This is a genomic window from Chitinophaga oryziterrae (assembly GCF_009758125.1).
Classification (GTDB): domain Bacteria; phylum Bacteroidota; class Bacteroidia; order Chitinophagales; family Chitinophagaceae; genus Chitinophaga; species Chitinophaga oryziterrae.
Genome location: NZ_WRXO01000003.1, coordinates 699,617 through 712,780, shown reverse-complemented (window position 1 = coordinate 712,780; position 13,164 = coordinate 699,617). Strand labels below are relative to the sequence as shown.

Below are 13,164 nucleotides of genomic sequence, written 5' to 3'. Positions count from 1 at the left end.
TCATTGTTAACCATACAAATCTTTAAATAATGCCTGTAAACATCAGCTTACCAGATGGAAAGGTCTTATCAGAGCTGCCAACCCGTTACCGTAAACTAGCTTTAAACATCCCCGGGACTTCTGTGCAATTTATTTCCGGCTGTTGGGGAGTGTTCATTAATCAATCCGTTGAAATTGCGGGGCATCTATATAGTGAGCTATATGCGGAGATTACATCTTCAGACCTTTCTCTTACTTTATCATCTCCCTCCCCTGTTATCTTCCTGCAAGTGTCACTTAATAGTTCTCATCTTTGTATGCGTTACCTTGGACCGGATGTTTCTATTCCGCTTCCCTTATCTGCGCATAAGATTTATCATAGTATTTATATCGAACCCTCTGTGTCTTTACTCTCTCAGTTGCTTTCTACCTATTCTATGCTTTCTGAGTTAATGACTGCGTTCGTTGGTCTCTATAAATCTGTTATTGAACTGCCTTATGGGAGATATTCTGGTACTGTCCGTGTTGAATTAGATAAAATCAAGAACAATCAACTTACTGGTGATGCGCGCATCAAATATTACGACAACCGTATTGCTGATTGTACCATCGCTTATCTTGATGGGGTTCATCGTCGCGCGTTCCAGGACAGTCGGCTTATTGCTCTCTTTGATACTGAGATTTTATCTCTGATACATAAAATAGAATCCTCTCCCGAATTGCTTTTCAACATCGAAGAACTTGCCAAAAATATGGGTACCACTGAGCGCGCGCTTCAAAATGGGTTCCGGCTTAAAACTGGTGTGACTGTGCTGCAATACATCCAGCAGTTACGTATGTCTAAAGCTAAGACACTTCTCATCCGCTCTGATCTCCCTATTTCCGATATCGGTCTTGAAGTCGGCTACAGCGACTCTTCCTTCTTCATTAGAGTGTTTAAAAAATCCACCGGAGTTGCGCCTGGAAGGTACCGGAGTACTTTTAGTGAAGTATGATTGCCGTACTGATAATTATAGATATAACTTTTCTTCTTTCTTCACATTCAATATGCCATTATTCAAATTCTCTTCTATCTATATTTGTGATGAGCTAAGTAAGTAACCCGAAAAAATATTTTAAATGATTTCTTCTTTTAAAAGCATTCGAAATTCACTCTTTAGATGTGTACTGCTCTCATAAGGAGCACATCGACTAACCTTTTAATTCAAATTCCTTTATTATTAAACTGGATGGATAAACTTATTAGAAGGCTTATTCCCATGCTAGTGGAGTATTAATAACCTGTATTCTGGGTTAGGTTGCTGTTAACTTTAATGTCTGCATATGGAATCGGATATAATTCCATGTACGGCTGCCAGGTGGCTCCTTTAAAAGGTGCTTCTTTTTGCATCACAGAATTAATTAAATCTGTTCTTTTAAGATCTAACCAGCGATGGCCCCATTCTGAAAACAGTTCTATTCTACGTTCTTTAAGGATAGCAGTAAGAAGGTCTTCAGTTGTGTTTGCTGAAGTATTCGGTAAACCAGCTCTATGGCGAATTTCATTGAGATCGGATTGACTTCCTGATATATCGTTGAGTTTCGCTCTGGCCTCTGCACGGATTAAGTACTGCTCTGCCAAACGTAGCACAATTGAATATTCTGTTAATGTTGAACTTCCATAAAGGGCTTTGTATTTCGCCGGGTAAGGGTAGTCATACATATCAAAGACTAATTCACCTATCCAGGTGGATCTACGTAAGTCTCCCATTTCAAAACTGCCTAAAAAAGATGCAGATAAGTACACTGGACCGATCGATTCTGAGGGTATATATAAATTGGCCTCGTCGGTACTAAATTCAAATCTCATCGGCTGTAGTGCCCAAATGGTCTCCATACTATTTTTCAAAAATACCTGATTTAAAGGTATCCGAGCGGAATATAGATCTGTTTTATTAATCACTTCTGTTGAGGCAGCGTCTGCTGCTGCGTAATTCTTCACAAACAATTGAACACGTGCAAGCAAAGCATTTACTGCCATTCTATTTGGCCTTAATCTTTCAGTAGTTTTTCTCAGTATAGATGCATCCACATACTGATCGTCCAATAAACTTTTGGCTTGATTCAAATCTGAAATCATTTGCTGATAAACAGAGGCTATTGGTGTTTTACTTAATTTGGAATTGTCAATATAATTTGTAGATAGCACCAGCGGAACATCCCCATATAAGTTTACAAGATAGAAATAGTGAAAAGCCCTTATAAAATAAGCCTCTCCTAATAGTCGTTGTTTTATGGCAGGGGTAAGACTATTGGTAACACTTAATCCTGATATTGCTGCATTTGAGGTATAGATAAAGTTATATTCATCATCCCAAAACTGAGGAGAATTAGTATATAGTGAATTTAGGGCGTTTTGAAAATATAAGGTGTAATTTAAATCTTGTAAAGTGGTGAACAATGTAAAGTTATCCGCTGAAAGCTCTGGATAAATAGAGAAGTTCAAACTAAAACCTGTATTTGACATTTTTGCATAGATTCCGGTTATTGCAGCTATTGCATTTGCGTCATCTGTATATACATTACCACCGTTTACACTCGTAATGGGAGCCTCCACTTCTATGAATTTCTTACATCCGCTCTCAGCGAAACAAAAGAACAGTAAAACAATAATTTTCATATAGAACAGAGGAGTATATAATTTTTTTATGTTTTTTTTCATCGAGACAAGATTTATGATCATAAAGTAAATTGTATTCCAAGCGTATATATTCGTAAAAGTGGTAGAGAACCTTGTGCCATCGTTTCAGGATCGGCACCATAGTACTTTGTAAAAGTCAGCAAATTTTGCCCTTGTATATATATTCTTGCTTGTGAGATGTGTGTTTTTCGTAGCCATAATGCAGGTAATTGATAACTAAGAGACGCATTTTTTAGCCTAGCATAGGAAGCATCTCCGTTAGAAACATCACTTTGATTTATAGCACGGGTGGGGTTTAATAATTCTGGCCTATTTATTGTTATTTTTTGTATTTCTGCATTGTCTCCTGGAGTTCTCCAATGATTTAAAACATTAGTTGTAACGTTATTATTACTATTACCTGGAAAAGAAGGATATTTATAATTTTGACCATTCTTTCTCACGTATTGAAGCAAGAAGTCAAGTCTCCACCCTTTGTATGTTATTGTATTTGAAAAACCACCATACCATTTGGGATTTAAATCAATTAAAACGGTTCTGTCAGATTGTCCATCAGGACTAGACGTTAGTTGTCCCTTGCTGGTTGTGAACTGATAAAGACCGGTTTCAGAATTTACCCCGGCATATTTGTATACTTTTGCTAAAAAAAGAGATTGTCCTATTACATAATTACTATTAGCGTTTAGGTTGTCGTATTTAATTAGTTTGTTTTTAGGTATGGTTAGATTAATTGAACTTTGCCAGTTAAAATTTTTCGCTTTTATAGGATTTGTCTCCAATAGAAACTCCCAACCTTTATTTTCAACTATGGCAGGTAAATTACGGAGAATATAACTAAAGCCTGCAATCGCTGGGAGGATATCATTTAACAATTGGTTTGAAGAGCGATTTCGAAAATAGTTCGCCGTGATCGTTAGCCGATTGTTTAAAAAAGCAAGATCTAGTCCTAAATTTAGTTTTTTGGTTTCTTCCCATTGTAGGTAAGGATTTGGTAGTCCACCAGGTGAAAGAGTAACAATTCGTTGATAGGGCATACCTACACGATAATAATTGTATAAATCCAGAAATTGATAATCACCAATCTGATCATTACCAGTAGTTCCATAATTTGCACGCAATTTTCCGAAATTCAAGAAGGATAAACTATTCCGAACAAAGTTTTCATTACTAAAAATCCACGCTCCACCAATGGAATAGAAACTATGAAATAAATTTTCAGAACCGAAGCGGCTGCTGCCATCCCGCCTCATTGATAGATTTAAAACATAGTTGTCTTTATAGCGGTAGTTTAATCTTCCAAAAACTGCACTGTATTTGTAAGTGGATTGTAATGCATCACTAACCGTCACAGTAGATGCAGATTGAATATTTTCTAATTGTGCATCGTTTGCAAAACCTTGTGCATTGAAGGATTGCATATAGTTTTTTGTTTGTTGAAAAGTTCCGCCAACTAATGCCTCTATATGACCGAAGGAAAAATCTTTGTCATACGTTAATTGCGGCTCTGCAATCCAGGTTTCGGTGTTTTTATTGGCAAACTTAGCACTTCGAAGTATAATTGATCTATAATCCGGTCTAAAGGATATTAAAGGCGAAATTGAGATTTCGTCACTTTGAAGTCTATTATATCCCATACCGGCTTTTAGAATTAATCCAGAGACGATTTCATATGAAATATTACTGCTACTAATAAGATTATTTGTTTTTTCAGTGTATGTTCTCTTTAATGCTACGATAGGGTTGTCGAATGTAGCTACGATTTCATTAGGTGGAAGCAGCGACCAATTAATGGTACCATCTGGATTATATAAAGCAGGTGCATTTGGAGCCAAACTAATCGCGCTTGTTAAATCTGCACCTGGTAAGCGATTAGTACCATTAAGATAATTTGTAGTTAAATTGAAATGAAATTTCTTGTTTAAAGAACTGTGATTTAAATTAAAATGTATACTACCCTTTATGTTTGAAAAATCTCCTGGAAAAACTGTTGTTTCTCTCTGGTATCCACCCCCTGCAAGGAATTGAGTGTTTTCATTCCCGCCTGAAATGAAGGTGCTTATATTTTGATATTGGGCCGTACCGCCAATCAGTTCTTTTTGCCAGTCTGTACTACGGCTTTGATCCCATACAGTTAAATCTGCATTACCATTATAATCGTAATTCGTAGGAATTGGTTGTCCTCCATTTTTATACGCTTCTTTACGTAAAGCCAAATACTGCTCAGTATTTAAAAAATCGAGTTTTTTAGATATCTTACCCCAGCCGGTTTGCATATTTACATCTACTTTAGTTAGACCAGCCTTCCCTTTTTTTGTGGTGATCAAGATGGCGCCGTTTGCTGCTCTTGAGCCATAAATAGCTGTAGCATCTGCATCTTTCAATATTTCCACACTTTCTATATCTGCCGGGTTAATAAACCCAATAGCGCTGCCAATTCCGGTAGTACCACTTCTAACATTGGTAGGAATAACATCAGGGTTGTATGGAACTCCGTCTATGACATAGAAGGGTAGGTTGCCGCTTTGAATGCTATTTTTGCCTTGTACAGTTACATTCACGGCATTTCCGGCCATGCCTGAGCTTTGTTGTATAAATAAGCCAGGAACACGGCCTTCCAATGCATATAATACATTGGTTACTGGAGCCTGTGCTATGATATTGCCTTTTATACTGGAAATGTTGCTGGTTAAGTATTTCTTATTTACCTGACCGTAGGCAATAATCTGCATCTCTTCCATATTCGTGTTCGCCTCTTTAAGCACGAAACTAATGATGTTCCCATTTTTGTACTTGATCTGCCTCGTTTCCCAACCGATCATTCTCACCAATATTGTTCCCTGATCTGGAGCATTAGCAAAGGAAAACCGTCCATCTCCGTCCGTCACTGTAATCCGGTTTTTCTGTTCTTTCAGAATGACTGTAGCACCTGGTAATGGATTGTTATTTTCGTCTTGTACCATACCACTAATATCTTTTTGCTGGGCGGGAGAGAGCTGATCTTTCATAATCTCTTGCAACGCCTCCTCTATCCTCGCCTGTTTCAAACTAACCGTCACCGGCTTAGCTATATCCAACAGGTCACTCTCAAACAAAAAATTATACCCTGTCTGTTTCCCAATACTCCGCAACACTTCCCTGATAGGCTGATTTTTCACCACCAGGTCAATCCGTTGCGAATGGACATTAGCAGAAACATTTAAGCTCAGAATTAGTATAGTAATAAATTGTTTCATGACGATAACGTATTTGACTATTGACAGGTACCTCCTGTTTTTAGGAACGAGAGGGAACAAGCCATTAACACGAACAGTTTTATCCATAACTTTGGTTTAGTTGGTTTAAAATGTTGGTTGATAACTCGACTACTATATTGGCGCCATTATAGATATGGTTGCCAAACCTGTCTATGTGGTCCAAATTCAGTTATTGCAAAAACTACGTTAGAATCAAATGATGTGTAATGGTAGAACGTTACTTGAAAATTTTATTCAGCATCAGAACAGCGGACATCGGATATAAAAATAAATGGACAGTCAATATAGAACGTAATATTTTAATGGAATAAGAGATCTGACGCTTGACAGTCTCCTCAGATATATTTGCCTTCTCTGCAATTTCTTTATGGTTCAGGTATGCCTTACGGCCCAACTCAAAAACTGCACGCATCTTTGGGGGAAGATTCTCAATTTCTTTTTCTACCTGTAACCTCAATTCTTTCTCACGTAGAGTATAATCTGTTGTGTATGGGCCCTCACTTATAAAAGCAGAGAGATAAGCTACATAATTGATTTTAATTTTTCGCGGTTCATCATATTAATGATGCGATAGCGAACAGATGCATACAGGTAAGAATACAGTGGAATAGCTGTGTTGATCTCGCTCTTGCAGACCCAAAACGAAGTAAATATATCCTGAACAACATCTCCCGCTAACTCATTATCCTTTAACATACGACAAGCATGACGATAAAGGAGTGATCAGTACCGTTCGTAAATCGCTGAGAAAGCAGCCTTATCAGGCTGGATTAAATCTCTCTATCAATTCAAGATCTGAAAGTGTGTCATGGGCATTCATTATAGCTGTAAATCCTATGGTTAAAGTGTTTACCAAATGTAGCAATTTTTCATCTAAATTGCTACATCAAATATATTCATTAACGCAGATGTAGCCATATTGACATTCCCTAAAAAAAATCAGACTTTCATATTTTGTTTTTAGCGGGTCAAATCAACTAAATACTGTTTTACTTCTTATTGAAAAATGCTGTATTCAAAGTATTATTAGACACTAAAAGGCTCCGGAGGAGCCCCGTGTTTGTAGCAACAATCTATCTTCTACATAATAGACTCCGGAGGAGTCCCCTGATACTAGCAGTTTTAGGAGACTAACGAAGTCTTTGTTTTGTTGTTTAATGTGTTTGCTACAAAGACGGGGCTCCTAAAGGAGCCTATTATATTTTGTAACAAAAATGCATTATATTTTGTTACAATCATATTGAAGATGTATTATCTACTTTTGACAACCTGTTTCAATTACCTCATTATTTGAATTTCTTAGTTTCCTGTTTGAATACCGTTAACAGGCTGGCAAGGTTCTATCCTACCTTTGTATCCTCAAAATCAAAGTATATGATAGAAAACAAAGTAGTAACCATTACCGGTGCAAGTAGTGGTATAGGTGAAGCAACAGCGTTATTATTGGCTGGTCGTGGTGCGAAGGTGGTATTAGGAGCAAGGCGGCCGGAACGGCTGCAGGCGCTTGCAGATAAAATCGTAGCAGCAGGTGGAGAGGCGGTGTATATCAAGACAGATGTAAAACAGCGGAATGATCTGTCTGATATGGTAGCGCTGGCTATTGAGAAATATGGTAAACTGGACGTTCTCATTAACAACGCAGGAGTTGGCCCCATTTCAATGATGGATGAACTAAGAGTAGAAGACTGGGAAGATATGATCGATATCAATGTGAAAGGTGTGTTGTATGGTATTGCAGCAGCGCTGCCAGTCTTCAGACAACAGGGCTTCGGGCATTTCGTTAATATCGCTTCTACTGCTGCCTATAAAATAGTTCCAACGATGGCCGTCTATGCAGCGACAAAGTCCGCGGTAAGATTTATATCTGAGGGATTACGGCAGGAAGCAGGTGACAAATTAAGAGTGACGATCATTTCTCCGGGGATGATTAATACGGAGTTTATAGAGTCCATGACGAATAAAGAGATGAAGGCGCAGATAGCAGCCGCAATGGGAAAGATAGGGATTGCACCGGAAGCTATTGCTAACGCTATAGCATATGCGATAGAACAACCAGCTAATGTTGATGTAAGTGAGATTATTGTTCGTCCGACGGCACAGAGTTAGTAAAAAGGAACATTCCGATATTGTCATTTAAAAAGTCATCCCTCGTTTTTCAACGAAGGATGACGGGATGACTGCTCTTACGCAATTACCACTTCTTTAACAGCTTCATGTCCGGGACGATCATAAACAGTCACTGTTATTTTCGTACCTGCCACTGGAAGGTTGTTTGATAAAGTAGTGTATGCCCAGCCTAACTCATGCGAACCTCCAGCCGATCTCAGGACTGCATATCCCTGCTCTACGAACAGGCCACCTGCAGTTGTGATCACCACCAGCATCTTCACTATTTTGAACTGATCTGCACGAATCACGATGATTTCTCCGGCGTTGCCTTTGTATAGTGCTGTATCGATGCTTTTTATTTCAGGTTCAAGGAACGCATCTCTGAAAGCAACGTTATAGGCACTCTGTTCAGGTTTGGCCACTGCAGCGTAGAGTGCTTTGGTAACCGGATCTTTGATAGCCATCTTTGCATACATGGTGGCTTCCTTAAATCTATCCTGTATTACCAGCTGATCATCAGTAGCCGGAATAGTGGTCCCCCTGCTCTTTCTGCTTACGATGGTTGCTCCTGCTCTTTGACGGAGCGTCATTTTTCCGGCGACTGTACCAGACAGTCCCTCTGTGAATATGTTATCTTTTGTCTTTGCCATGATTGTAATTTTTTTTTGTGTGAATGAATCATCACGGATTCCTGAGTGAAACAGAAGGCACCTCTCTCCTGTTTCAGGTGCAGCCTCAGTAACCGTAATCGTTACAGCAATATTAACCCGGAATACATCGTGTTTTGAAAAAAACTATGCGAAGAACGAACAATTCCTTTGTGAAGATGCTACAAATGCCGGGTGAAGCAATTATCAACCTATCACTTTTATACGTGTAATTAATTCATTCCTGCATTTTTTACTAATGTAGATTTCCCTTTCTTTCACAAAGACAGCTTCCTCCCCTATCTTTGAGATTTTACAAATTGATACAATAGAAGACCTGTTTACACGACAGAACAAATCTTCCGGCAGCAAGGACTCCAGACGATACAGTGCAATATAAACGCGGTGAATGGCCGTATCCGTTATTATTTTTGAGAATTGATTTTCTGTTTCGATATAGCATATTTCACTGCTATTGATCTTTACGAGAAGTTTTGTACTGATTTGAAGAAAAAAGTCCTGGTGCATCGTATTCTGAGGGTAATATTCTATACGAATGTATGAAAAATATGTACTGAAAATAACGTATCTATCAGGAAATTTGTCCTCTTTGTCCTTAATTAAGGAAAAAGAGGACAAATTCTTAAAACTCATACTGAGCCTATGTTATATGATGAAAAATATTTCTTATTTTTACGCTATCTATATAAATTTTGACCCATGTTATTTTTGTTTTTCATCCTGCTGAATCATACTGGATTCTCTCTCTAAAGAAATTGTGATCCCTCACAATTCAATCTTCAGCTTTACACAATAATTTGTTTAAAGGGGATCCCCTATTTAAATCTAATTGATAATGCCCGTCAATTATATAAAACAGCAACAACTCTTCTTCGACAGAGTAAGGAAAGACTCATCCATTACATCTCAACACCAGGTACTGTACATACACTTGTTTCTTCAATGGAACAAACAGCATTTTAATCCACACATAAAATTAAACCGCGAGGAGATCATGGCTGCAAGTGGGATAGGGTCAACAGACACCTACTACACTTGTCTGAAATATCTTTCTACAGCAGGTTATCTGATTTATCCCGATAGAAAAAAGGGGTGTGTAAAAATGCTGGAGTCATACAAAGAAGCAGTTAATACTGATACCGGTACAAAAGATAATCCCGATACCGGGACAAGCAAAAGCCAGGATTCAGGACAATCCGGGAATTTAAAGGAAAATGAAGTCCCGGATTCAGGACAGCCTTTTATTAATAATAAAACTGTAGTAAATAATGTAAACCGTACAAACACGAATTATACTCCTTCTCCGGAAGAAGTACGCATTTTTTTTGAGTTACGAAAGTTCACCCCTGATGAAGCCATCATTTTCCGGGAACATTTTGAGAAGAAAGACTGGAAAACAAATGGCAAACCTATCCAGAACTGGAAAGGAATGGCTATAACATTTGTAACTGCTCTCAGAAACAATAAAAAAGATAATGACAACAATGGATCAACAACGGATTTTGACACCCCTTAGTAATTACGATACCGTTCGCGAACGGATGAATGATATGGGTAAGCACCTATTTGGAGACAGCTTCCACATCGGCAGTAAGGAGCTTGGTGTAAAAGCTATGGTAGCATGGGCGCTAGGCCGTAAAAAAGCCGCAAAGGAGCTTGGTGTGGACCTGAAAAAAGGTTTGCTGGTCGTAGGCCTAGGTTCGCGCAAGAACAACATAATGGAGCTTATACGACTCTTTACGATTGAACCGGACTATCAGCCCAGATTTGAAAAAGTCACCTGTGCTTTTATCAGCAATGCTTTTTCAGTAAATGGCCCTGCTGCTATCCTCCCATACATTACCGACAGTGTAAAGCAGAAAAAGGATTTCTGTTTTATTGAACTGGGCGAAGAACTAAAATCCCGGCACTATAGCACCAGTTGCTATGTAATGGAGCAGATAATCCATACACGCTGCGAACAATACCTCAGGGAAGGGATACTCACGCATGTGACCAGCAGTCTGACCAGCCCCCAGATTGAAGCCCGGTATGGCTTCGCAATGAGAGACTATCTGAGAAATAGTTTCAATCGTATAGTAATCCGTGATGAGGAAGATGACGGCTCTTGATGAGGAAGATCACGGCAATTGAACAGGTTTATCTTACGTTTATCCTACGTTAAAAGACGTAGGATAAACGTAGGATGAACCTATTCAAGTGCTGTTTTGAACCTGTTCAATGCAGATTCAGGTAATCCCTGATAGCAGTATGATATACTGTCTTCCCTTTAGACACCGGATAATTTGCCTTTTTTACCGGATCATGCACAATATCCTGGGCAAATCTGACAGCCGCCGCAAATCTATCGTTAGCATCTAACTGTGCAATACTGGGTTGTACCTTACTCATATCAGGATACTTGCTGACGAAAGTCCTGCCGCTCCTGTTCCTGTAAACGATTTGTTTTCTGATTGTTCCCGTTTTACCTCCCCAGGCAGCAAAAGCGGAATTGTAACATCTTGGCATAATTTTTTTTATGGAAAGTAGTCGTTTACTGAATGCAAAAATGAATAATATGTGTGAGCATGCTGGAAAACATGTGCGAAGTACCCCAAATAGCTGTATGAATGAAAATCGTAAACAAAAGATCATTTGTTCATTTTCGAAAGTTGCAGTGGGAACGCAGTAATTTAAATCAAAGAAACTTCTTCGAAACAAAATAGGTCAGTTAAGTAATTTAAGGCTATATCTTGATAATATCACCAGCCAGGATAAACGGGAAATGCTAAGAGTTTTACCTGATATTGCAGGCTAAGTTTTAGCGTAACAATATTATCCGGGGCTAAATGTGCTTAAAAAAGACACATTTAGCCCCGTACCTGGTAAATACGTATCCTTATATTTCCTGAATAATTAAATATCAGGTATCTGCCGTTTTGATAGTTTTGAGCAGATGAACTTGAGCAAGTAGTTTGAACGTGTTAAACAATACGAAACCATCCTTTCATTTCCCGAATCAGAAGCAAAATAATGCTCAGCCATTATTGTTGCGCTTCATATTTTATGTAAGTTTGCATACCTCAAAATATATACCATATGATTCTCAATCAATCTGTAATCGTAGACATTAAAGATATTATCGACAAGGCGAAAGATAAGGCTATCAGGCTGGTTGATCATCAGCGTACAATAATGTATTGGCACATTGGTAAACGCATTTTTGAAGAAGAACAGGAAGGAAAAGACCGGGCAGATTATGGTAATTATCTTACTAAATTCATAGCGGAACAGTTAGAACCTGAATACGGAAGTGGATTTTCTAAAAGACAAGTAGAGTTAATCCGACAGTTTTACCGGACATTCCCAATTGCGAATACAGTGTATTCGCAATTGAGCTGGAGTCAGTACAAACTATTAATAAGACTTGATAATCAAGACAAAAGAGATTTCTACGTAGCAGAAACAATTAAAAACAACTGGACCGTGCGTCAGTTAGAGCGCCAAATTCATAGTAACCTATGGGAACGACTGCTGATGAGCAATGAAAGGGAAAGCGTTTTAGCAATAGCCCGGAATGAAAAACACATGTCTGATGCTAAAGAGATAATCAAAGATCCAATTTACCTGGAATTCTTAGGATTACACCGCGAAGCATCCTATTATGAGAAAGACATGGAACAGGCTATTATCACCCATTTACATGATTTCTTATTGGAACTCGGCAATGGCTTTGCCTTTATAGCAAGACAGAAACGATTACACATTGAAGGTGATGAATTCTTTATTGACCTGGTCTTTTACAACCGCCTTTTACGATGTTTTGTTATCGTAGAAATAAAAACGACGAAACTTACTCATCAGGATATAGGGCAATTACAGATGTATGTAAATTATTACGATCGCTATGAAAAAAAGGATTTTGAAAATCCAACTATCGGAATACTACTTTGTGCAGAGAAAAATAATGCTGTAGTGAAAATTTCCCTACCAGAAAATAATAAAACTATAATAGCAAGCGAGTATAAGTTATACCTGCCGACTGAACAACAATTGATAGCGGAAATGAAAAAAGAGATTGAAAAACATGACTATGAGATGGAACTTCCCACCTCATAATTGCTGCTATGACTCAATCCTGCTTACTTTTTGAACGGATGCCCCAGAAAGATCAATACCAATGGAATTAACAGAAACGGGATCTCTATCAGCGCTGTTTTGATATTCCCTGCTCTTAGCGATAATGCCATGATGATCAATATAGAAACGGCATTAATCAGGTTAGCAAGGAAGAATGTCTGTGGGAAAAAGATCATTATACCAACGGCAATAGTGACGATGCTGAAAACGACCGCGCTTGTTTTGCCTATGCCCAGGCCCTCCATCATTTTAGCCTGTTCAGGATGTGCGTCCATGTGCAATCCATCCCACCCGTGTTTAAAACTTAAAAAGGCGGTCAATAAAATTAGTACTCCACTAAGAATTTTCATGTTGC

General features: G+C 38.4%; 12 protein-coding genes and 1 pseudogene. 5 read left to right on the top strand and 8 right to left on the bottom strand.

The annotated features are described in order from the left end of the window. Nucleotides 1-29 precede the first annotated feature (29 nt). Nucleotides 30-974, top strand: a complete 945-nt coding sequence (locus tag GO495_RS14740) for a helix-turn-helix domain-containing protein (RefSeq protein ID WP_157300461.1) — start codon at nucleotides 30-32, stop codon at nucleotides 972-974. Nucleotides 975-1,252: 278 nt separating this feature from the next. Here the strand turns inward: GO495_RS14740 and GO495_RS14735 are convergent, their stop codons facing one another. From GO495_RS14735 to GO495_RS32690, 4 genes and pseudogenes are all read right to left on the bottom strand, one after another. Continuing rightward, entirely contained in the window at nucleotides 1,253-2,680 is a 1,428-nt protein-coding gene (locus tag GO495_RS14735) for a RagB/SusD family nutrient uptake outer membrane protein (protein ID WP_170302684.1), read from the bottom strand. 17 nt (nucleotides 2,681-2,697) lie between these two features. Continuing rightward, nucleotides 2,698-5,979 carry a SusC/RagA family TonB-linked outer membrane protein gene (locus GO495_RS14730; RefSeq protein WP_157300459.1) on the bottom strand — a complete coding sequence of 1,094 codons (3,282 nt, stop codon included), beginning with the start codon at nucleotides 5,977-5,979 and terminating at the stop codon, nucleotides 2,698-2,700. 151 nt (nucleotides 5,980-6,130) lie between these two features. After that, entirely contained in the window at nucleotides 6,131-6,370 is a 240-nt protein-coding gene (locus GO495_RS32695; RefSeq protein ID WP_420808916.1) for an RNA polymerase sigma factor, read from the bottom strand. Nucleotides 6,371-6,435: 65 nt separating this feature from the next. Further along, a pseudogene (locus GO495_RS32690) lies at nucleotides 6,436-6,621 on the bottom strand (sigma factor); the annotation flags it as partial. A gap of 666 nt (nucleotides 6,622-7,287) precedes the next feature. On the opposite strand from GO495_RS32690, the gene GO495_RS14715 reads away from it, so the two are divergent. Then, nucleotides 7,288-8,019, top strand: a complete 732-nt coding sequence (locus GO495_RS14715; protein WP_157300456.1) for an SDR family oxidoreductase — start codon at nucleotides 7,288-7,290, stop codon at nucleotides 8,017-8,019. A 77-nt stretch (nucleotides 8,020-8,096) separates the two neighbouring features. Here GO495_RS14715 and GO495_RS14710 read toward each other — a convergent pair whose 3' ends face one another. Then, nucleotides 8,097-8,672 (bottom strand): hypothetical protein, encoded by a 576-nt coding sequence (locus tag GO495_RS14710; RefSeq protein ID WP_157300455.1) that lies wholly within the window; start codon nucleotides 8,670-8,672, stop codon nucleotides 8,097-8,099. 204 nt (nucleotides 8,673-8,876) lie between these two features. After that, nucleotides 8,877-9,197 carry a LytTR family transcriptional regulator DNA-binding domain-containing protein gene (locus GO495_RS32685; RefSeq protein WP_170302683.1) on the bottom strand — a complete coding sequence of 107 codons (321 nt, stop codon included), beginning with the start codon at nucleotides 9,195-9,197 and terminating at the stop codon, nucleotides 8,877-8,879. 328 nt (nucleotides 9,198-9,525) lie between these two features. On the opposite strand from GO495_RS32685, the gene GO495_RS14700 reads away from it, so the two are divergent. Both GO495_RS14700 and GO495_RS14695 read left to right on the top strand, forming a co-directional pair. Beyond that, nucleotides 9,526-10,206, top strand: a complete 681-nt coding sequence (locus tag GO495_RS14700; RefSeq protein WP_157300453.1) for a hypothetical protein — start codon at nucleotides 9,526-9,528, stop codon at nucleotides 10,204-10,206. After that, nucleotides 10,166-10,801, top strand: a complete 636-nt coding sequence (locus tag GO495_RS14695; protein ID WP_157300452.1) for a hypothetical protein — start codon at nucleotides 10,166-10,168, stop codon at nucleotides 10,799-10,801. The genes GO495_RS14700 and GO495_RS14695 overlap by 41 nt, the downstream gene beginning before the upstream one ends. A 106-nt stretch (nucleotides 10,802-10,907) precedes the next feature. Here the strand turns inward: GO495_RS14695 and GO495_RS14690 are convergent, their stop codons facing one another. Further along, the gene (locus GO495_RS14690) at nucleotides 10,908-11,198 is read right to left on the bottom strand and encodes a hypothetical protein (RefSeq protein ID WP_157300451.1); all 291 of its coding nucleotides are present in this window, start codon (nucleotides 11,196-11,198) and stop codon (nucleotides 10,908-10,910) included. A gap of 570 nt (nucleotides 11,199-11,768) precedes the next feature. Between GO495_RS14690 and GO495_RS14685 the strand changes: the two genes are divergently transcribed. Then, nucleotides 11,769-12,788 (top strand): PDDEXK nuclease domain-containing protein, encoded by a 1,020-nt coding sequence (locus GO495_RS14685; RefSeq protein WP_157300450.1) that lies wholly within the window; start codon nucleotides 11,769-11,771, stop codon nucleotides 12,786-12,788. 23 nt (nucleotides 12,789-12,811) lie between these two features. Here GO495_RS14685 and GO495_RS14680 read toward each other — a convergent pair whose 3' ends face one another. Then, entirely contained in the window at nucleotides 12,812-13,159 is a 348-nt protein-coding gene (locus GO495_RS14680) for a hypothetical protein (RefSeq protein ID WP_157300449.1), read from the bottom strand. Between the last annotated feature and the right edge of the window lie 5 nt (nucleotides 13,160-13,164).

Bases quoted from the DNA above. Each gene is read 5' to 3' on its own strand.
- GO495_RS14700 (WP_157300453.1), top strand. From the start codon at position 9,526: ATGCCCGTCAATTATATAAAACAGCAACAACTCTTCTTCGACAGAGTA.
- GO495_RS14690 (WP_157300451.1), bottom strand. From the start codon at position 11,198: ATGCCAAGATGTTACAATTCCGCTTTTGCTGCCTGGGGAGGTAAAACG.
- GO495_RS32685 (WP_170302683.1), bottom strand. From the start codon at position 9,197: ATGCACCAGGACTTTTTTCTTCAAATCAGTACAAAACTTCTCGTAAAG.
- GO495_RS14740 (WP_157300461.1), top strand. From the start codon at position 30: ATGCCTGTAAACATCAGCTTACCAGATGGAAAGGTCTTATCAGAGCTG.
- GO495_RS14715 (WP_157300456.1), top strand. From the start codon at position 7,288: ATGATAGAAAACAAAGTAGTAACCATTACCGGTGCAAGTAGTGGTATA.
- GO495_RS14680 (WP_157300449.1), bottom strand. From the start codon at position 13,159: ATGAAAATTCTTAGTGGAGTACTAATTTTATTGACCGCCTTTTTAAGT.
- GO495_RS14695 (WP_157300452.1), top strand. From the start codon at position 10,166: ATGACAACAATGGATCAACAACGGATTTTGACACCCCTTAGTAATTAC.
- GO495_RS14710 (WP_157300455.1), bottom strand. From the start codon at position 8,672: ATGGCAAAGACAAAAGATAACATATTCACAGAGGGACTGTCTGGTACA.
- GO495_RS14730 (WP_157300459.1), bottom strand. From the start codon at position 5,979: ATGGATAAAACTGTTCGTGTTAATGGCTTGTTCCCTCTCGTTCCTAAA.
- GO495_RS14685 (WP_157300450.1), top strand. From the start codon at position 11,769: ATGATTCTCAATCAATCTGTAATCGTAGACATTAAAGATATTATCGAC.
- GO495_RS14735 (WP_170302684.1), bottom strand. From the start codon at position 2,680: ATGAAAAAAAACATAAAAAAATTATATACTCCTCTGTTCTATATGAAA.